Here is an 18,776-nt window from a genome sequence, read left to right on the forward strand (position 1 = left end):
CATGAGTGCTTGGGCGGTCACAGAATCGAGGCCCACCACCAATCCCCTGTGGGAGCGAGCTTGCTCGCGATGACGGCCTGGCTGGCACCACATCCCTCGAACCATGGCCAAACCAGTCAAGCAACTTGATGGCTTTGACCATTGCCGCGACCGCCCTTCGGCGCGAGTATTTGCCTGCTCTTCACGGTTCCCCCAACCAATAAAAAGTACAGAGGGATTCTGGTCATGCGCGATTATTCGTCCGCCACGTCGCAGTTCGATTACCTGCCCACCGTCAACGCCGCACTGCACGGCTCGCTCGAGGCGCTCAATGCCTGTGTCGAGTGTTGCGACCGGCATGCGTTGCCGGGTCGCATCGCCTTGTTCTGGGAGGGCCGTGACGGCAGCGACGCCACCTGGACCTACCGTGACCTGCAGGACAACGCCGCGCGGTTCGCCAATTTTCTACGCGCCCAAGGCGTCGGCCAGGGCGACAAAGTGGCCGGCCTGCTGCCGCGTACCGCGGAACTCTTGATCGTGGTACTGGCCACCTGGCGCATCGGGGCGGTGTATCAACCGCTGTTCACCGCGTTCGGGCCCAAGGCCATCGAACACCGCCTCGGCAGCTCGGGCGCGCGGGTCGTCGTCACCGACGCCGTCAACCGTCCCAAGCTAAACGAAGTTGCCGGTTGCCCCACCATCGTCACGGTCGGCGGCGAAAAGGGCCAGGGCATCGTGCGCGGCGACTACAGTTTCTGGGCCGAAGTGGCGAACCATTCCAGTGAGTGCGAACCGCTGATGCTCACCGGCGAAGACCCGTTCCTGCTGATGTTCACCTCCGGCACCACGGGCCCCGCCAAGGCGCTGTCGGTGCCGCTCAAGGCCATTGCGGCGTTCCAGAGCTACATGCGCGACGCGGTGGACCTGCGCCCTGAAGACGCCTTCTGGAACGTCGCCGACCCCGGTTGGGCCTACGGCATTTATTTTGGCGTGACCGGGCCGCTGGCCATGGGGCATCCGATTACCTTCTACGATGGCCCGTTCACCCTGGAAAGCACCTGCCGGATCATCAACAAATACGCCATCACCAACCTGATCGGTTCACCCACGGCCTATCGCCTGTTGATTGCCGGCGGCGAGCAGTTTGCCCGCTCGATCAAGGGTAAGCTGCGCATCGTCAGCAGTGCTGGCGAGCCGTTGAACCCGGAGGTGATCCGCTGGTTCGCCGACAACCTGAACGTGGTAATCCACGACCATTACGGCCAGACCGAACTGGGCATGGTGCTGTGCAACCACCATGGGTTGGAACACCCGGTGCACCTGGGCGCAGCCGGTTTCGCCTCGCCGGGCCACCGGATCGTGGTGCTGGATGAAAACCAGCGCGAGCTGGGCGTGGGCGAACCGGGCATTCTCGCGGTGGACCGCAGCCAGTCGCCCATGTGCTGGTTCGCCGGTTACGAAGGCGCGCCGACCAAGGCCTTCGTTGGTGATTACTACTTGAGCGGCGACACCGTGGAACTGAACCCGGACGGCAGCATCAGCTTCGTCGGCCGCAGCGACGATGTGATCACCACCTCCGGCTACCGGGTCGGTCCGTTCGACGTGGAAAGCGCGCTGATCGAACACCCGGCCGTGGTGGAAGCGGCGGTGATCGGCAAGCCTGATCCGGAACGCACCGAGTTGGTGAAGGCCTTCGTGGTGCTCAGCACCCAATACCGCGCCTCACCGGAGCTGGCCGAGGAACTGCGCCTGCACGTGCGCCAGCGCCTGGCGGCCCATGCCTATCCCCGTGAAATCGAATTTGTCAGCGACTTGCCGAAAACCCCAAGCGGCAAGTTGCAGCGCTTCATCTTGCGCAACCAGGAGATCGCCAAGGTTCAAGAGACTTTGGCGCACAACGTTTCAGCTTGAACCCAAGGAAACCATGATGCAGATCGACAACAAGATTTTCCTCGTCAGCGGCGGTGCTTCCGGCCTTGGCGCGGCCACCGGTGAAATGCTGGTCAAGGCCGGCGCCAAAGTGATGCTGGTGGACCTCAACGCCGACGCTGTGGCTGCCCAGGCGCAAAAGCTGGGTTGCCAGAGCGTGGTGGCCGACATCAGCAACGAAGCCGCGGCTGAAGCGGCGGTCAAGGCCACCGTCGATGCGTTCGGCGGTCTGAATGGCCTGGTGAATTGCGCCGGTATCGTGCGCGGCGAGAAGATTCTCGGCAAGAACGGCCCCCACGCACTGGCCAGCTTCAGCCAAGTGATCAACGTCAACCTGATCGGCAGCTTCAACTTGCTGCGCTTGGCGGCTGCGGCCATTGCCGAAAGCGAGGCCAACGCCGACGGCGAGCGTGGGGTGATCATCAATACCGCTTCGGTAGCAGCCTTCGACGGCCAGATCGGCCAGGCGGCTTACGCGGCCTCCAAAGGCGCCATCGCCAGCCTGACACTGCCGGCCGCCCGTGAACTGGCGCGCTTCGGTATCCGGGTGATGACCATCGCGCCGGGCATCTTCGAAACCCCGATGATGGCCGGCATGACCCCGGAGGTGCGCGACTCCCTGGCCGCCGGCGTGCCGTTTCCGCCGCGCCTTGGGAAACCTTCCGAGTACGCGGCGCTGGTCAGGCATATCATTGAGAACAGCATGCTCAACGGCGAGGTGATCCGTCTCGACGGCGCCTTGCGCATGGCAGCCAAATAAGTCTGGAGGATTCATGATGTCCAACGATCCTATTGTCATCGTCAGCGCCGTCCGCACCCCCATGGGCGGTTTCCAGGGCGAACTGAAAAGCCTCACCGCCCCGCAACTGGGTGCCGCCGCCATCAAGGCCGCCGTGGAGCGTGCCGGCATCGCGCCGGGTGCGGTTGAAGAAGTGCTGTTCGGTTGCGTGCTCGCCGCTGGCCAGGGCCAGGCACCGGCACGTCAGGCCGCGCTGGGCGCCGGGCTCGACAAGTCGACCCGCTGCACCACGCTGAACAAGATGTGCGGTTCGGGCATGGAAGCGGCGATCCTGGCCCATGACATGCTCATCGCCGGCAGCGCCGAGGTGGTGGTGGCCGGCGGCATGGAAAGCATGTCCAACGCGCCGTACCTACTGGATCGCGCCCGTGGCGGTTACCGCATGGGCCATGGCCGGGTGCTTGACCACATGTTCCTCGACGGCCTGGAAGATGCCTACGACAAAGGTCGATTGATGGGCACCTTCGCCGAAGATTGCGCCGAGACCAACGGTTTCAGTCGCGAGGCCCAGGACGCCTTCGCCATTGCGTCCACCACCCGCGCCCAGCAGGCGATCAAGGACGGCAGTTTCGACGCCGAGATCGTGCCGCTGCAGGTCATGGTCGGCAAGGAACAAGTGACCATTCGCCACGACGAGCAGCCACCCAAAGCGCGGATCGACAAGATTTCGTCGCTCAAGCCGGCGTTCCGCGAGGGCGGGACGGTGACGGCGGCCAACGCCAGTTCCATTTCCGACGGCGCCGCTGCCCTGGTGCTGATGCGCCAGAGCCAGGCGGTCCAGCGCGGCCTCAAGCCTTTGGCGGTGATTCACGGTCACGCGGCGTTTGCCGATACCCCGAGCCTGTTTCCCACCGCGCCGATTGGTGCCGTGAAGAAACTGATGCAAAAGACCGGTTGGTCGTTGGATCAAGTCGACTTGTTCGAAGTCAACGAAGCCTTTGCCGTGGTGGGTTTGGTGACCATGGACAAGTTGGAAATCGCCCATGACAAGGTCAACGTCCACGGCGGCGCCTGCGCGCTGGGCCATCCGATTGGCGCGTCTGGCGCGCGGATCCTGGTGACATTGTTGTCGGCCCTGCGCCAGAAAGGCTTGAAGCGCGGCGTCGCGGCGATCTGCATCGGCGGCGGCGAAGCCACGGCCATGGCCGTCGAATGCCTGTATTAAGGAACCCCCATGCTCCCGACTGAAGAACAGACCCAAATCCGCGACATGGCCCGGCAGTTCGCCCAGGAACGCCTGAAACCGTTCGCCGCCGAATGGGACCGTGAGCACCGTTTCCCCCGAGAAGCCATCGCTGAAATGGCCGAACTGGGCTTTTTCGGCATGTTGGTGCCGGAGCAGTGGGGCGGTTGTGACACCGGTTACCTGGCCTACGCCATGACCCTGGAGGAAATCGCCGCCGGCGACGGCGCCTGCTCGACCATCATGAGCGTGCACAACTCGGTGGGTTGCGTGCCGATCCTCAAGTTCGGCAACGATGAGCAGAAAACGAAATTCCTCACGCCTCTGGCCAGCGGCGCGATGCTTGGCGCTTTCGCTCTGACCGAGCCCCAAGCCGGTTCGGACGCCAGCAGCCTCAAGACGCGGGCGCGCTTGGAGGGCGATCATTACGTGCTCAACGGTTGTAAGCAGTTCATCACCTCCGGGCAGAACGCCGGGGTGGTGATTGTGTTCGCGGTGACCGATCCGAGCGCCGGCAAGCGTGGCATCAGTGCGTTCATCGTGCCGACCGATTCGCCGGGCTACAGCGTGGCGCGGGTCGAAGACAAACTCGGCCAGCACGCGTCCGACACGTGCCAGATCCTCTTTGAGGAGGTGAAGGTGCCGCTGGCGAATCGCCTGGGGGAGGAGGGTGAGGGCTACAAGATCGCCCTGGCGAACCTGGAAGGCGGCCGGGTGGGCATCGCGGCGCAAGCGGTGGGCATGGCCCGCGCTGCGTTCGAGGCGGCCCGTGACTATGCCCGGGAGCGCTCCAGTTTCGGCAAGCCGATCATCGAGCACCAGGCCGTGGCGTTCCGTCTGGCCGATATGGCGACCCAGATCGCTGTAGCCCGGCAAATGGTGCACCACGCCGCCGCCCTGCGGGACAGTGGCCAGCCGGCTTTGGTGGAGGCGTCCATGGCCAAGCTGTTCGCCTCGGAAATGGCCGAAAAGGTCTGCTCCATGGCGTTGCAGACTCTGGGCGGTTACGGTTACCTCAACGACTTCCCGCTGGAGCGCATTTATCGCGACGTGCGGGTCTGTCAGATCTACGAAGGCACCAGCGACATTCAGCGCATGGTCATTTCGCGCAATCTTTGAACAGGAGTCCTGCATGAGCTACGAAACGATTTTATTGGAGATCAAGGACCGCGTCGGCCTGATCACCCTCAACCGTCCCCAGGCGTTGAACGCCTTGAATGCGCAGATCGTCAGCGAACTGAACCAGGCGTTGGATAGCCTGGAGGCGGATCCGAAGATTGGCTGCATCGTGCTGACGGGCTCGAAAAAAGCCTTCGCAGCCGGTGCCGACATCAAGGAAATGGCTGAGCTGACTTACCCGCAGATCTACCTGGACGACCTGTTCAGCGACAGCGACCGCGTGGCCAACCGCCGAAAGCCGATCATCGCGGCGGTGAATGGTTTTGCCTTGGGCGGTGGTTGTGAGCTGGCGTTGATGTGCGATTTCATCCTGGCCGGTGACAATGCCAAGTTCGGCCAGCCGGAAATCAACCTCGGCGTGTTGCCGGGCATGGGCGGCACCCAGCGCCTGACCCGGGCGGTGGGCAAGGCCAAGGCCATGGAAATGTGCCTGACCGGGCGCTTTATCGACGCGGTGGAAGCCGAGCGTTGCGGCATCGTCGCGCGGATCGTGCCGGCTGATGAACTGCTGGACGATGCGCTGAAAACCGCAGCGCTGATCGCCTCCAAGTCGGTGCCCATCAGCATGATGGTCAAGGAAAGCGTCAACCGCGCCTTTGAGGTCAGCCTGTCTGAAGGCGTACGTTTCGAGCGCCGGGTATTCCACGCGGCGTTCGCGACGCAGGATCAGAAGGAAGGCATGGCGGCGTTCGTGGCCAAGCGGGCGGCGGAGTTTCAGGACAAGTAATGCGGCGTACTCACTGACGCCATCGCGAGCGAGCTCGCTCCCACAGTGGATCTGCGGTGTAGGCAATTTTTATGTACATCACTGGACCCTGTGGGAGCGGGCTTGCTCGCGAAGAGGCCGATACATCCAGCATCTCAGTGACGGACCCACCGCTTTCGCGAGCAAGCCCGCTCCCACATGGGATCTGGAGTGTATTCAGCATCTGCATACACCACCAAACCTGTGGGAGCGAGCTTGCTCGCGATGCTTTCCCAGCCATCACACCAGGTAGTTTTTTAACTCCCGGGCGATGACCATCCGCTGTATCTCGCTCGATCCTTCATAGATCTGGGTGATCCGCGCATCCCGGTAGTAGCGCTCTACCGGATAATCCTCGAGGTATCCGTAGCCACCGTGAATCTGTATGGCCGAGGAGCAGACTTTCTCGGCCATTTCCGAGGCGAACAGCTTGGCCTGGGAGGCTTCCGACAAGCACGGCTTGCCGGCGCTGCGCAGGCGGGCGGCGTGGAGGATGAGCAGGCGGGTGGCGTTGATGCGGGTGTGCATGTCGGCCAGCAGGTTGGCGATGCTCTGGTGCTCGATGATCGGCTTGTCGAACTGGACGCGATCACGGGCGTAGGCCAGCGCCGCTTCAAACGCTGCGCGGGCAATGCCCAAGGCTTGCGCCGCGATGCCGATGCGGCCGCCTTCCAGGTTGGAGAGCGCAATCGCCAGGCCTTTGCCGCGAGCCCCTAGCAGGTTGGCCTCGGGAACTGTGCAGTTGCTCAAGGTGACCGCACAGGTGTCCGAGGCGCGAATGCCCATTTTGTGTTCAGTGCGATCGACGATGAACCCCGGCGTATCGGTAGGCACCAGGAACGCCGAAATGCCTTTCTTGCCCAGCTCCGGGTCGGTCACGGCAAACACGATTGCCAGTTTCGCCCGTTTGCCGTTACTGACGAACTGCTTGGCGCCATTGATCACCCACTGGCCATCGCGCAGTTCGGCCCGGGTGCGCAGGTTGTGGGCCTCGGAGCCAGCCTGGGGCTCGGTCAGGCAGAAGCAGCCAATGGCCTGTCCACTGGCGAGCTCGGCCAGCCACGTCTGTTTTTGTTCATCGGTGCCGAAATTCAGGACTGGCCCGCAACCCACCGAGTTGTGGATGCTCATCAGCGCCCCGGTGGCACCGTCGCCGGCGGAGATCTCCTCCACGGCCAGGGCATAGGCCACATAATCGACGTAGGTACCGCCCCATTCTTCCGGCACCACCATCCCCAACAGGCCCAGTTCGCCCATCTTCGCCACCAGGCCGTCGTCAATCCAGCCGGCTTTTTCCCACGCCTGGGCATGGGGGGCGATTTCACCACGGGCGAAGTCCCGGGCCATGTCGCGGATCATCACTTGTTCTTCGGTCAGTTCGAGGTCGTGCATGGCTCAGTTCCCGTGGTCGTCGAAGCCGTCGAAGAAACTCGTCACATGGTCGGCGTCCAGCGCCTCCAGGGTCGGCGGGTTCCAGCGCGGGCTCTTGTCTTTGTCGATCAGCAAGGCGCGCACGCCTTCGATCAGGTCACCGCGTTCGAACCATTGCCGGTCCAAGTGCAGTTCCAGAGCAAAACAGTCTTCCAGGCTCAAATGCCGGCCGCGCCGCAGCATTTCCAGGGTCACGGCCATGGCCAGGGGCGAGCGGCTGTCCAGCACGTCGGCGGTCTTCAGCGCCCATTCATGGCTGTTGGCGACGGTGACCTGGCGCAACTGCTCGACCATGCTCGGTAAATCGGGCAGGGCAAAGAAATGGTCAATGGCCGGCCGTAAGTCGGCCAGAGGGGGCGCAGGGAGCTGTTGCTGGCCGAGTTTGGCCAGCAGGTTTTGCAGGTCCTTGAGCGGCATGTCGTGCCACTCGAGCCGATCGAGACGTTCGTTGAGTTGCTGAAGTTTGTGGCTGTCGAGGTACCAGTCGGCGAGCCCGCAATACAACGCGTCGGCGGCCCGGATCTGTACGCCGCTGACACCCAGGTAGATCCCCAGCTCACCGGGAATGCGCGGCAGGAAATAGCTACCGCCCACGTCCGGGAAATAACCGATGGCCACTTCCGGCATGCCCAGGCGACTGCGTTCGGTCACGACCCGCAGGTCGGCGCCTTGCACCAAGCCCATGCCGCCGCCCAGCACGAAGCCGTCCATCAAGGCGAGAATCGGTTTGCGGTAGTGGTGGATCGTCAGGTCGAGGGCGTATTCCTCGACGAAGAAATCTTCGTGCAGGGTGTCACCCTGCTTATAGCTGTCGTACAGCGAGCGGATGTCACCGCCGGCGCAGAAGGCCTTGTCGCCCGCGCCACGCAGTACCACGGCGTGAATGTGTGGGTCGAGTGCCCAAGTATCGAGTTGTTGCTGCAAGCTGCGCACCATGCCCAGGGTGAGGGCATTGAGGCCGGCGGGGCGGTTCAGGGTCAAATGGCCAATGTGATTGCGAACGTCGACCAGCACCTCATGGGTCACGGATTCGATGGTTTCCGCAGCTTGGGATGAAACCTGAGCTGTCATCGCTAACTCCCTGCTTTTATTGTTTTTTATGAATTGTGTCGCGCGTACCCATGCAGGATCGTACCAGTGCAAATTTGCCTTGCACAACCGGGATACGTGCAGGTCCTGTCTGCATATTTATAGCAGCCACAGGCTCAACCGCGACGTGAAAGAACCTCCGTGATGCTGCGGCGCTTGGCATTTCGTTCGCTGACGTGGATCAATTGTTCGAGATCTTCCGGGGTGACGTCGAAGAAGGCTTCCATTTCCGCCAAAGCCAGTTTCAGGTCTTCTGCGGTGATGGCCTGCCGGTCGACGGGAGGGTGGTCGGCCGGTATGACGGCCACCGGCTCGCTGGCGCGCTTGGGATAGCGCACCCGCGTCAGGTTGTTGTAGGCCAGCGCAAAGGCGAGCAGCCCGAAGCCCGCCAGCATGGCCGCGCCGACGGCCTGCCAGTCCAGGGCAATGATGGCCGAGTCCGCCAGCACCAAAGTCGCCGCCAGGGCGCCTGCCGGCGGGTGCAGGCAACGCAGCCAGCACATCAACACCAGTGCCATGCCGGCCGCCAGGCAGGCGCTGCCCAGGGTTCGGTCCAATACATGAGCCACCAACAGCGCCACGACCGACGCACACAGGTAACCGCCGACAATCGACCAGGGCTGGGCGAGGGCGCCCGAGGACACGGCAAACAACAGTACGGCCGAGGCGCCGAGGGGGCCGATCAGGTGCTGCGCTACCTCAAGACCAAAGACCTGGCCACATAGCCAGACACTGAACATCGTCCCCAACGCCATGCCGATGGCGGCGCGGCTCCATTCGGTGGGACGGGTATTGATAGCGGCGGGGAACCAGCGAGAAAGCATTAAGCGAGAATCCAAAAAACGAACAAAAAAAGGGGCTTACGGGAAAGTCCCAGAAAGCCCTTTAAGTGTTCCAACAGTTGGGGGAGGAACGGTACACAGTGTGCCGCTCACAACCTCCGCTTACAAATTCATATTAATGCTGGTTGAGTGCATTAATTTTGAGGTAAGGCTCGGGCTCAAGCGCTTCTTGAGGCAGGAAACCACGTTTGCTGGGCAATGGGCAGGTTGCGTGACTGGCCGCGACCCATCGGGAAATAGGTGAAGCCCTTGTCGGCCATGCGTTCCGGGTCGAACAGGTTGCGACCGTCGAAAATCACCGGGGCCTTGAGCCGCTGCCGGATCAAGTCGAAGTCCGGCGCCTTGAAGGGCTGCCATTCTGTGCAGATAACCAGTGCGTCGGCCCCCGGCAACACCGACTCTGGCGTGCCCATCAGCATGAGTCGGGTCTCGTCGGGATAGAGCAGTTGCGTCTGCTGCATCGCCTCCGGGTCAAACGCACGGACACTGGCCCCCGCGGCCCAGAGCGACTCCAACAGGGTGCGACTCGGCGCATCGCGCATGTCGTCGGTGTTGGGCTTGAAGGCCAGGCCCCACAACGCGAAGGTCTTGCCGCGCAGATCGCCCTGGTAGAACGCCTTGATCCGCTCGAACAGTTTGTGTTTCTGCCGACCGTTGATGGCTTCCACCGCTTGCAGCAGGTCGCTGGAGCAGTGGGCCTGCTCGGCAGTGTGGATCAGCGCGCGCATGTCTTTGGGAAAGCACGAGCCGCCGTAGCCGCAGCCCGGGTAAATGAAGTGGTAGCCAATGCGCGAGTCGGCACCGATGCCCAAGCGCACGGATTCGATGTCAGCCCCCAGGTGTTCGGCCAGTTCGGCGATCTGGTTGATGAAGCTGATCTTGGTCGCCAGCATGCCGTTGGCGGCGTATTTGGTCAGCTCGGCGCTGCGCAGGTCCATGAACAGGACCCGGTCGTGGTTGCGGTTGAACGGTGCGTACAGGTCGCGCATGGTTTCGCGCACTTCATCACGTTCGCAGCCGATCACGATGCGATCCGGACGACGGCAATCGGCGACCGCCGAGCCTTCCTTGAGGAATTCGGGGTTGGAAACGATATCGAACTGCAGCAAACGACTGGCCTTGAGCAGGCATTTGTCGATGTGCGCCCGCAGAACGTCACCGGTGCCCACCGGCACGGTGGACTTCTCCACCACGATGAGCGGTTGCTCGCGATAACGGGCGACGGCCTCGCCAACGGCCAGGACCTGGCTCAGGTCGGCACTGCCATCGTCCCGGGAAGGCGTGCCCACCGCGATAAACAACACCTGGCCGTGTTGCACGGCAAGCTGTTCGTCACAGGTGAAGTGCAAGCGTCCGGCCTCCAGGCCTTCACGCACCAGCGTGGCCAGGCCGGGCTCGAAAATGCTCACCTGGCCTTGCCGAAGGCTGTCGACCTTGCGTTCGTCGATGTCCATGCACACCACGTCATGGCCTACCTCGGCCAACACGGCGGCTTGCACCAAACCTACGTAACCACTTCCGAATACACTGATCTTCATGGCGGATTCCCTGGATCATTCCGAGTAAGCGACATGCACAACCAGCGTTCGCCGCAGTGCGCTTGGTTCAGAATAAGTCGGGGATATTGCAGTTCACTTACAGTCCGCTGAAGTCTTGCGCCGTCAATCGGTACGCTGCCGGCAATTGCGCGACGAACTCGCCCACCACTTCCCGAGTCAGGCTGACAATGTCTTCCACCCGCTCCATTCCGGCGCCGGTCCGCCAACTGGCGACGATGTCCATGACCGATGGCAGCGGCACGCCGTCCACCAAGGTCAATGTGCCTTGGGCCAGCTCGCCGACCACCAGCGCCGCGGGCATGGCGCCGATGCCAAAACCGTCGCGAACCAGGCGGGTGATGGCCGAAGCTGAGTTCACGCAGTTGATGCGCGGCGAGACGATGTTGGCCGAGTGCAGCAGGTTGAGGATGTCCTGGTGGGGCCGCGAGTTGCGCGAGAACGTCACGATGCGTTCCTGGGACAGGTCTTCCAGTGACGCATAGTGTCGGTCATAGGCGGAGCCGGTGCGCACCACCCAGTGCATCGGATAACGGGTCAGCAGTGCGTTGCGCACGCTGTCCAGGCGCAGGATGTCGGTCTGGAAAATGATGTCCTGGTAGCCTTTTTCCAGCTGTGAGCAGAGGTTGCTTGCGGTATCGGCCGACAGTTCGATCTCCAGGGCCGGGTAGCATTCCATCAGGCGTGTCACCAAGGGGCTGAGCCAGGTGTGGATCACCGTATCCATCGCGCCAATGCGGATCCGGCCGCGCACCTGGCGCGGGTCCTTGATCACGGCTTTCATGCTTTGCATGGTGTCCATGATGCGCTCGGCGTACTCCAGCACGCGCTGGCCTTCGGAGGTCAGCGACACCCCTTTGGAGTCGCGCACGAACAAGCGCACGCCCATTTCGTCCTCCAGGGCGGCGATCCGGCTGGAAATGGAGGCCTGGGTGGTGAATAGCTTTTCCGCGGTGAGGCGAAAGCTCTTCAGGCGGGCCACCCAGACGAAGGTTTCGAGAAACTTGATGTTCACTTCGGAGTTCCCTTGGCACAGTCATGAAACATGGAAACAGTGGCGACGGGCCTATCCCCAACCTGTGGGAGCATGGCTTGCCCGCGATGAAGATAACTCGCTCTTCCTGGAACTCGAGGTGCGTGCATCGCGAGCAAGCTTTACTCCCACAGGGAGGTCCCCTCGCACAGTGGCCAGGCAGGTTTCATATTCTTCATTGCTCGGCATTAGCCATGTACAGGACGACTTCTCGCAACTCGGCTAAATCCGGAACATTATCGATGGCCGCTTCAGGCCGGCACCATGGATAGTCCAACTTCGATGCCCAGGCCATGACCATCGGCAGATCGGTCGCCGGCAGGGTCTTCATGTGTTCGATGGTGATGGTCAATCCCTCGACCAGTCGCGACTGCTGATCGAACTGCCAGTCATACAGGCCACAACCGACCCGCGCCTCGCCGCTGTTCTTGTCTGACATCGCCACCAGCCATCGGCACTGGAACGCCTCCACGTTGGCTGGTGGCGGGGCGGCCAGGCAGAACGTGTAGACGTTTTCGAAGGTCTGGCCGAAGCGAGTGACCAGCACATCGCCAATGGCGGTACGGCCCTCAAGGTGGTCGGGAAAGCTGATGGAACCGGTGCGCACGACCATGTCCAGAATAGCAGCCGGCATAAAGGCCTGGTCCAGCAGGTGCGGGCGGTTGCTGTCCTTGGCACGGATGTACTGTTGAATCGAGCGCTGAGCAGTGTTCATCGTGTCTCCCTTCAGGTTGAAAAACAGCCTCGTCCGAGGCCTACAAATCACTGTTCCATAAGTCCGTCACCAGCATGCAGCCAGGGGCGTGAGTGATGCACAGCGGTGGACGCGAGGCCTGGACCACCGATTGAGGTGTCACCCCGCAGGCCCAGAACACCGGGATCTCGTCCGCTTCAACCGGCACGGCATCACCGTAATCCGGCGCGTCCAGGGATTGAATGCCGATCAGTGACGGATCGCCGATGTGCACCGGGGCGCCGTGAACATTGGGCATGCGCCCGGTAATCTGGATCGCCTGGATGGCGGCGGCGGCTTTCATCGGCCGCATGGTTACCACCATCTTGCCAGACAGGCGGGCAGTGGGGCGCGTGTCGATGTTGGTCTGGAACATCGCCACATTGCGCCCCAACTCAATGTGCCGCAAACGGATGCCGGCCTCCAGCAAGGGTTGTTCGAAGGAGAACGAGCAACCGAGGGCGAAGGCCACCAAGTCGTCCTGCCACAGGTGTTCGATGTCCAGCGGCGATTCGCTCAATTCGCCGTGGCGATAGACCCGGTATTGAGGCACTTCATGACGGATATCGATGGCGGCGCCCAGGTTGCGGAAGAACGGATCCCCTGGCTCGGTCACGTCCAGCACCGGGCAGGCCTGGCGGTTGAGGGTGCAGTAGCGCAGGAATTCATTGGCCCAATCGCCGGGCAAAATCACGATATTGGCTTGCACGCGACCCTGGCCCAGGCCACTGGTATGGCCCTGGTACTGGCCGGCGGCGATGCTTTGGCGCAGGGCTAGAGGCGTGCATTGCTGCAGTTGTTCGAAGGACGTCATCACGGGTTCTCCAAGTGTTCGTTCGCTACTTTGAGAACACCGCGGCGATGACGTCCAACAAGGAATATTGGTACCCCGCGACAACTAAAAGTTATTCGAGCGGCGCTTGGCTGTTCAGACCGGGGGCCGCCACCATGCGCTGCGGCCCGACATCGACGGCGTACTGGCTGACCACCTGGCGACTCATCTGGACGATGTTCTCGATCAACTCCAGGCCGACGCCAGCGCGCCAGGACGCAACAACGTCCAATTGGGGCAGGGCGGTACCGGGTTCGAGCTGGATCAATTCGCCGCTGGCCAGGGGCTTGGCCACCAGCGCGGCCGGCAAGGCGCCGATGCCGAAACCGTCGCGAATCAGCCGGGTCATGGCTGAGACCGAATTGACGCAACTGACCCGCGGCGCACTCACGCCATGGGCGTACAGCAGGTTGAGCACGTCCTGATGCGGTCGCGAATGCTTGACGAAGGTGATGATGCGCTCACTGGCCATCTCCACCAGCGACGCATAGGGCCGGGCATAGATCGACTGGCTGGCGGCGATCCAGTGCATGGGGTAATGCCCCAATTCCAGGTTGCGCACGCTTTCGTGGCGGACCAGATCGGTCTGGAACACGATGTCCAGGTAGCCTTTCTGCAATTGCTCACAGAGGTTGCGGGCGGCGTCGGCGGTGATTTCGATTTCCACGGCGGGGAAGGCCTGCATCAGCATCGACATCAACGGGCTGAGCCAGGTGTGGATCACCGTGTCCATCACGCCGATGCGCACCAGGCCTTGCTGCGGGCTGCTGGTGTCCAGTGACTGCTTCAACGCCCGTTGGACGTCGAGCATCTGTTCGGCGTAGTCGAGCACCTTGAGGCCTTCAGGTGTCAGCGAAACCCCACGTGAATCGCGCACGAACAGGCGCAGGCCCAATTCCTCCTCCAGCGAGGCGATCCGGCTGGAGATCGCCGCCTGGGTGCTGAACATCTTCTCGGCGGTGAGGCTGAAGCTTTGCAGCCGGGCGACCCAGACGAAGGTTTCGAGGAATTTGAGGTTCATGAAGGCTCTCGGGAGGCGTGTGGTTCTTATGATTGCAATTGTTACTCCAGATCGGGCCATCGAGCGCATCAATTTTTCTTATGTCCGATCCGGCTTTTTTCCCGTTTGACGCTGCGCGGATCCGCCGCAAAGAATCCGCTCCACGACGCAGCCCCACTGCGCCGGCATCCCCATGACAACAATAACGAGGCGTGCGCACAGCCCCTGGAGGGTTCGCTCGCGCCCAAAAAAGGAGCGCGCCATGCAACACGCCACATTCCCTCGATGGACCTGCACCTCGGCGGGCACCTTGCTCGGCTTGAGCCTGATCGGCGTGCCGTGCGCCCAGGCTGACTTCATCGCCGACAGCAAGGGCAGCCTGGAGGCTCGCAACTTCTACTTCAACCGCGACTTTCGCCAGGAAGGGGCACGGGACAAGGCCGAGGAATGGGCCCAGGGCTTTCTGCTGCGGCTGGAGTCGGGATACACCGCCGGGACCGTGGGGTTCGGCCTCGATGCCTTGGGCATGGCTGGTTTCAAGTTGGATTCCGGGGGCGGCACGGCCGGCACCAATCTGTTGCCAGCGGATTTGTCGGGCGGTTCCCAAGACCGTTATGGCGAACTGGGCCTGACCGCCAAGGTGCGCCTGTCCAAGAGCACCTTGAAACTGGGGACGTTGCAGATCAAGGACCCGGCGGTGAGTTCCAACGACACGCGCCTGTTGCCGGGAACGTTCAAGGGTGGGTTACTGAGCGTGCAGGAAATCGAGCGCTTGAAACTGACCGCGGGGCAACTCACGCAGATCAACTTTGTCGACTCCACCGACTACCAGGACATGACCGCCAACCGCATCGGCGGCAGCAGCGACAGGTTCCAGTTCGCCGGGGCGGACTATCAGTTCCTGCCGAACCTCACGGCGCAATACCGCTACAGCCAGTTGCAAGACATTTATCAGCAAAACTACCTCGGGTTCGTCCACACCTTGGACATGGGCGCAGGCCAGTCATTCAAGAGTGACGTGCGTTATTCGCGCAGTACCGAAGACGGTAGTTTTCGCGAACTCGACAACCAGGCCTTCGGCGCCATGTTCACCTACAGCCTGGCGGGCCATGCCTTGGGCCTGGGCTACCAGCGCATGAGCGGCGACGATCCGTTCCCCTACATCGGTCGCAGTGATCCGTACCTGGTCAACTTCGTGCAGATCGGCGACTTCGCCAACGTCGACGAGCGCTCCTGGCAAGCGCGCTATGACTACAACTTTGCGGCCATTGGCGTACCCGGGTTGACCTTCATGACTCGCTACATCACAGGCGACAACGTCCAGCGCAGCGCCGCGGGCGAAGGCAAGGAATGGGAGCGCAACACGGACATTGCCTATGTGGTGCAAGACGGCACATTGAAGGGGCTGGGCTTGAAATGGCGCAACGCGACGGTGCGCTCGAATTTTGGCAACGATCTGGATGAGAACCGATTGATCGTCAGCTACACGATGGCGCTGTGGTAAGAAACCCACCGGCAAATTGTGGCGAGGAAGTGGCCACCGCGTCTTCGACGCCGCGCCGCCGAGCGGGAGCAAGCTCCCTCGCCACAGGGTCACTACCTCTGAATAACACAGCATGGCACTCGATGAATGGCGTCGTTGCCTGTATACAGGTGCGCGTCTAAAGGGATTTACCGGGAAAACAAGGAGCTGTTGCTGTGATTTACCTGATACGCCATGCCACCCCGCTGATCGACTACCAGCCCTGCAATGCCCGTTCGGCCAAGCTTCTGCTGGATGAATACAACCAGACCTCCTCTATTGATGAGGCTGAAATTGCAGCATTCCTGAGCCAGCCGGACGTGTCTCAAGTGCTCCTGGCGAGCGAAGCCAACATCCTGTCCTCGCCCGTCAATAGAGCCTACGCGACGGCATGTAGGTTGTTCGACGTGGCGCGTATCCGACAGGATGCTCGATTACGCGAGTATGACCTGCGCTTAAGCAGTATTCCCGTCCTCAGGATGGGCTTGAGGCATTGGTTCGCGTTGCACAGGATTCTGTGGTTGCTGGGGATTTCACTGGGGGCCGCGACCCGAAAAGCCGAACACCAACGGGCGCTTGGTGTGGCCGATGAGCTTTACAACAGCTGCGATGAGCCAGGGAAGATCACAATCATTGTCTCCCACGGCATGTTCCTCAGAACCGTCAGGAAAACCCTGCAAAAGCGCGGCATGCAGGCGCGCAGGATATATCGGTCGGGGTGTTTTACCGTCGAGTCGTTAACGCCATGACGGGGATTGCTCGGCCACCAAAAGCAATGACTGCGGCACCGGACTTTGTGGGTGCTGCGGTTCCTGCAGGCCCACCAGTCGAAACCCCGCCATGTCCAGGGCATTGAGCCAACTGGACAAGGTGCGCAAGTACCACGGCATGGGTTGCCATTGGCCCTTGAACCCATCGAAGGTTTCTTCGCGCCAGCCGTCCTGATAGTTACCCGCCGCCACCGTCCAGGGATGCAGCGTCTGGATCACTAACGCGCCGCCCGGGCGGAGCAGGGCGTTCATCGCGGTGAACAACGGGATGATGTCCTGATGCAACAGGGCGAAGTTGGCGCAGATCAGGTCATAGCCGCTGCCGACGTCCACCTTAGCCTCCACCAGCGCTTCATAGCTGGCCAGATGCACCGGCGAGGAACCTGACGTCCGAGCCGCATCGACCAGCGTCGCGTCGCCATCCACACCCACTGCTTCGATGCCCCGTTCAGCCAGCGCTCGCAACAACCAACCTTCGCCGCAGCCCAGATCCAGCGCGCGCTCGGGCTGACGGCTCAGTACCGCGAGCAGCATGGCCTGGTCGGTGACCGTTTGACGACTTTCAATGGCACCGGTGCGGATGGCTTCGATCCAGGCTTGGGCGTTGTGGTGCCAGCTTTGGAGGAGGGTGGTTTCGGAGGTCGACATGTATCCAGCTCCGCAGTGAATGGGGTCAGCATAGGACAATCGTTGGCCCAGGTCACAGCGGCCGATCAAGAAACAACAGGCGTGCCGCCAGCGCTGCCATGACCCCGGCAAAACCATATGTGCCCAGGCGCCTTGAAATCCCGCCGCTTGCCAGTTTCGCCCTGAGCTGCGCGGCGCAAACACCCAGCAGGGTATGGAAGACGAGGGCAATCAGTGCCAGCAACGCTCCGAGGAAGATCAACTGCAGGCTCACGCCGCCGGCCTTGACGTTGACGAACTGCGGCAGGAACACCATGAAGAACAGCAGCGCCTTAGGATTCAAGAGGCTGTTGAGGGCGCCTCGGCAGAAGATTTTCCACAGCGAAGCCGCCTGGAGCTGGCTATCCTGCGTCGCGGCCGGCGTTCTCAGTGCTTGCCAGGCCAGCCACAGCAGATACCCGGCCCCGGCCAGGCGCAGCACGTCGAACGCTGGCGCCCAGCTCATCACCAGCGCGCCAATGCCAGCACTGACCATCAACGTCATCAGCACGTCCGAAAAGGAAATGCCGAGGGCGGCCGCGACACCGGCACGCCAGCCGTGGGCCAACGCGTGGCTGGTGACGAAGGCCATGTTGGGCCCCGGAACGATCAGCAGAAGCACGACAGCAACCACGAACAGGTAGAGATTGGCGGTATCCGGCATGGGGATCGCTCCGTGGGATGAGCCACGACAGTAAGCGAAGGGCGAGGAGGGCGTCAGTTACAGTCCGGGCCTATCTGATAGCAACAGTCGTCTCTCGCGATGAATCCACCGAGCCTGGCGAAAACACCAGCATGCCCAGTGCCTAACGCTGCGCCGCAGCCGGCCTTACGACGCTGCGAATCAGTAAAGCGAATGTTTCAATGACCTCGTCCTCGCCATGGCGCCCCCGTACCAACGCGCCGGACAGGGCTTCTCCCGCGCCAACCAGGCCAATGCAGCATCGCTCAAGTTCGTCCGCTGGCCACGTCGTGTGAGGTTCGAGCACAGACATGAACATCTGCACACAGTTATCCAAGAGCTCCTGGAATACCGCCGCCTTCTCTTCGCTGCCTGCCAGGGCTGCGCCCACGGCATGGAATTCATCGGTGTTATCGGCAGCGCAATGAATGTAGGCGCTGGCAAGGACCAGGGCCGTCTCCTCCAGGCTCCGGGCAGTCTTGGACATGGCGTCACGGAAAGCGCTGACCCGCTCGGTATCGATCCACTTGTAGAGCTCGATCAACAGACCCGAACGGGTACCGAAATGATCGTAGACCACCGGTTTGGACACGCCGGCGCGAACGGCCAGATGCCCCAAGGTCAAGCGATCCGCGTCTTCCTCGCGCACGATCAATAACGCGGTATCCAGCAACTGTCGCCGCCGTTCGGCTTTGGCAAGCCGGCGGGGAGGGGAACTGATGGGGCTGTGCTCAGTGTTTTTCTGCACGTTTTCGTTCCTGGCCGATAAAAACCTACCAATGGTAGGTTCAAGTATGTGATGGTGT

Annotated in this window: 18 protein-coding genes; 7 read left to right on the plus strand and 11 right to left on the minus strand. The window is 62.0% G+C overall.

Annotation, left to right across the window (positions count from 1 at the left end):
* Positions 1-225: 225 nt before the first annotated feature.
* The 5 genes from AC3A5O_RS19725 to AC3A5O_RS19745 are packed head-to-tail and all read left to right on the plus strand — an operon-like array spanning position 226 to position 5,796.
* The gene (locus AC3A5O_RS19725; protein ID WP_487753602.1) at positions 226-1,890 is read left to right on the plus strand and encodes an AMP-binding protein; all 1,665 of its coding nucleotides are present in this window, start codon (positions 226-228) and stop codon (positions 1,888-1,890) included.
* A gap of 16 nt (positions 1,891-1,906) precedes the next feature.
* The gene (locus AC3A5O_RS19730) at positions 1,907-2,668 is read left to right on the plus strand and encodes an SDR family NAD(P)-dependent oxidoreductase (RefSeq protein ID WP_122568592.1); all 762 of its coding nucleotides are present in this window, start codon (positions 1,907-1,909) and stop codon (positions 2,666-2,668) included.
* Between the two features lie 16 nt (positions 2,669-2,684).
* Complete coding sequence (locus tag AC3A5O_RS19735) at positions 2,685-3,872, plus strand: acetyl-CoA C-acyltransferase (protein WP_487753603.1); 1,188 nt, start codon at positions 2,685-2,687, stop codon at positions 3,870-3,872.
* Positions 3,873-3,881: 9 nt separating this feature from the next.
* The gene (locus tag AC3A5O_RS19740) at positions 3,882-5,009 is read left to right on the plus strand and encodes an acyl-CoA dehydrogenase (protein WP_305471058.1); all 1,128 of its coding nucleotides are present in this window, start codon (positions 3,882-3,884) and stop codon (positions 5,007-5,009) included.
* 13 nt (positions 5,010-5,022) lie between these two features.
* Positions 5,023-5,796: an enoyl-CoA hydratase gene (locus tag AC3A5O_RS19745; protein ID WP_024617255.1), complete on the plus strand. Its 774-nt coding sequence runs from the start codon at positions 5,023-5,025 to the stop codon at positions 5,794-5,796.
* Positions 5,797-6,054: 258 nt separating this feature from the next.
* Here AC3A5O_RS19745 and AC3A5O_RS19750 read toward each other — a convergent pair whose 3' ends face one another.
* The 8 genes from AC3A5O_RS19750 to AC3A5O_RS19785 all read right to left on the minus strand — a co-directional run bounded on the left by AC3A5O_RS19750 (position 6,055) and on the right by AC3A5O_RS19785 (position 14,351).
* On the minus strand, positions 6,055-7,206 hold the full coding sequence (locus tag AC3A5O_RS19750) for an acyl-CoA dehydrogenase family protein (protein ID WP_122568594.1): 1,152 nt from the start codon (positions 7,204-7,206) through the stop codon (positions 6,055-6,057).
* 3 nt (positions 7,207-7,209) lie between these two features.
* Positions 7,210-8,316, minus strand: a complete 1,107-nt coding sequence (locus tag AC3A5O_RS19755; protein ID WP_305471061.1) for an enoyl-CoA hydratase/isomerase family protein — start codon at positions 8,314-8,316, stop codon at positions 7,210-7,212.
* Positions 8,317-8,450: 134 nt separating this feature from the next.
* Entirely contained in the window at positions 8,451-9,158 is a 708-nt protein-coding gene (locus AC3A5O_RS19760; protein WP_305471062.1) for an HPP family protein, read from the minus strand.
* A gap of 176 nt (positions 9,159-9,334) precedes the next feature.
* Positions 9,335-10,714 (minus strand): UDP-glucose dehydrogenase family protein, encoded by a 1,380-nt coding sequence (locus AC3A5O_RS19765; protein WP_122568597.1) that lies wholly within the window; start codon positions 10,712-10,714, stop codon positions 9,335-9,337.
* Between the two features lie 97 nt (positions 10,715-10,811).
* Entirely contained in the window at positions 10,812-11,747 is a 936-nt protein-coding gene (locus AC3A5O_RS19770; RefSeq protein ID WP_122568598.1) for a LysR family transcriptional regulator, read from the minus strand.
* A 193-nt stretch (positions 11,748-11,940) separates the two neighbouring features.
* Positions 11,941-12,480 (minus strand): hypothetical protein, encoded by a 540-nt coding sequence (locus AC3A5O_RS19775; protein WP_305471065.1) that lies wholly within the window; start codon positions 12,478-12,480, stop codon positions 11,941-11,943.
* A gap of 40 nt (positions 12,481-12,520) precedes the next feature.
* Positions 12,521-13,312: a putative hydro-lyase gene (locus tag AC3A5O_RS19780; protein WP_305471067.1), complete on the minus strand. Its 792-nt coding sequence runs from the start codon at positions 13,310-13,312 to the stop codon at positions 12,521-12,523.
* A gap of 91 nt (positions 13,313-13,403) precedes the next feature.
* Entirely contained in the window at positions 13,404-14,351 is a 948-nt protein-coding gene (locus tag AC3A5O_RS19785) for a LysR family transcriptional regulator (RefSeq protein ID WP_122568601.1), read from the minus strand.
* Positions 14,352-14,592: 241 nt separating this feature from the next.
* Here AC3A5O_RS19785 and AC3A5O_RS19790 point away from each other — a divergent pair, with 241 nt between their 5' ends.
* Together AC3A5O_RS19790 and AC3A5O_RS19795 are read left to right on the plus strand one after the other, a co-directional pair.
* Entirely contained in the window at positions 14,593-15,834 is a 1,242-nt protein-coding gene (locus AC3A5O_RS19790; protein ID WP_487753604.1) for an OprD family porin, read from the plus strand.
* 194 nt (positions 15,835-16,028) lie between these two features.
* Positions 16,029-16,601 (plus strand): histidine phosphatase family protein, encoded by a 573-nt coding sequence (locus AC3A5O_RS19795; protein ID WP_122568603.1) that lies wholly within the window; start codon positions 16,029-16,031, stop codon positions 16,599-16,601.
* On the opposite strand, the gene AC3A5O_RS19800 is transcribed toward AC3A5O_RS19795, so the two are convergent.
* The 3 genes from AC3A5O_RS19800 to AC3A5O_RS19810 all read right to left on the minus strand — a co-directional run bounded on the left by AC3A5O_RS19800 (position 16,590) and on the right by AC3A5O_RS19810 (position 18,718).
* Positions 16,590-17,270: a class I SAM-dependent methyltransferase gene (locus AC3A5O_RS19800; RefSeq protein ID WP_122568604.1), complete on the minus strand. Its 681-nt coding sequence runs from the start codon at positions 17,268-17,270 to the stop codon at positions 16,590-16,592. The two genes, AC3A5O_RS19795 and AC3A5O_RS19800, sit on opposite strands and share 12 nt — an antisense overlap.
* Positions 17,271-17,322: 52 nt before the next feature.
* The gene (locus AC3A5O_RS19805; RefSeq protein WP_122568605.1) at positions 17,323-17,952 is read right to left on the minus strand and encodes a LysE family translocator; all 630 of its coding nucleotides are present in this window, start codon (positions 17,950-17,952) and stop codon (positions 17,323-17,325) included.
* Positions 17,953-18,094: 142 nt separating this feature from the next.
* Positions 18,095-18,718 carry a TetR/AcrR family transcriptional regulator gene (locus tag AC3A5O_RS19810; RefSeq protein ID WP_487753605.1) on the minus strand — a complete coding sequence of 208 codons (624 nt, stop codon included), beginning with the start codon at positions 18,716-18,718 and terminating at the stop codon, positions 18,095-18,097.
* Between the last annotated feature and the right edge of the window lie 58 nt (positions 18,719-18,776).

The organism is Pseudomonas sp. Soil_N_39, assembly GCF_057655955.1.

What these genes read in the sequence shown, in the direction of transcription:
- AC3A5O_RS19780 (WP_305471067.1), bottom strand. Translation starts at nt 13,312, where the DNA reads ATGACGTCCTTCGAACAACTGCAGCAATGCACGCCTCTAGCCCTGCGC.
- AC3A5O_RS19740 (WP_305471058.1), top strand. Translation starts at nt 3,882, where the DNA reads ATGCTCCCGACTGAAGAACAGACCCAAATCCGCGACATGGCCCGGCAG.
- AC3A5O_RS19760 (WP_305471062.1), bottom strand. Translation starts at nt 9,158, where the DNA reads ATGCTTTCTCGCTGGTTCCCCGCCGCTATCAATACCCGTCCCACCGAA.
- AC3A5O_RS19775 (WP_305471065.1), bottom strand. Translation starts at nt 12,480, where the DNA reads ATGAACACTGCTCAGCGCTCGATTCAACAGTACATCCGTGCCAAGGAC.
- AC3A5O_RS19755 (WP_305471061.1), bottom strand. Translation starts at nt 8,316, where the DNA reads ATGACAGCTCAGGTTTCATCCCAAGCTGCGGAAACCATCGAATCCGTG.
- AC3A5O_RS19730 (WP_122568592.1), top strand. Translation starts at nt 1,907, where the DNA reads ATGCAGATCGACAACAAGATTTTCCTCGTCAGCGGCGGTGCTTCCGGC.
- AC3A5O_RS19765 (WP_122568597.1), bottom strand. Translation starts at nt 10,714, where the DNA reads ATGAAGATCAGTGTATTCGGAAGTGGTTACGTAGGTTTGGTGCAAGCC.
- AC3A5O_RS19735 (WP_487753603.1), top strand. Translation starts at nt 2,685, where the DNA reads ATGTCCAACGATCCTATTGTCATCGTCAGCGCCGTCCGCACCCCCATG.
- AC3A5O_RS19790 (WP_487753604.1), top strand. Translation starts at nt 14,593, where the DNA reads ATGCAACACGCCACATTCCCTCGATGGACCTGCACCTCGGCGGGCACC.
- AC3A5O_RS19725 (WP_487753602.1), top strand. Translation starts at nt 226, where the DNA reads ATGCGCGATTATTCGTCCGCCACGTCGCAGTTCGATTACCTGCCCACC.
- AC3A5O_RS19750 (WP_122568594.1), bottom strand. Translation starts at nt 7,206, where the DNA reads ATGCACGACCTCGAACTGACCGAAGAACAAGTGATGATCCGCGACATG.
- AC3A5O_RS19745 (WP_024617255.1), top strand. Translation starts at nt 5,023, where the DNA reads ATGAGCTACGAAACGATTTTATTGGAGATCAAGGACCGCGTCGGCCTG.
- AC3A5O_RS19800 (WP_122568604.1), bottom strand. Translation starts at nt 17,270, where the DNA reads ATGTCGACCTCCGAAACCACCCTCCTCCAAAGCTGGCACCACAACGCC.
- AC3A5O_RS19785 (WP_122568601.1), bottom strand. Translation starts at nt 14,351, where the DNA reads ATGAACCTCAAATTCCTCGAAACCTTCGTCTGGGTCGCCCGGCTGCAA.
- AC3A5O_RS19805 (WP_122568605.1), bottom strand. Translation starts at nt 17,952, where the DNA reads ATGCCGGATACCGCCAATCTCTACCTGTTCGTGGTTGCTGTCGTGCTT.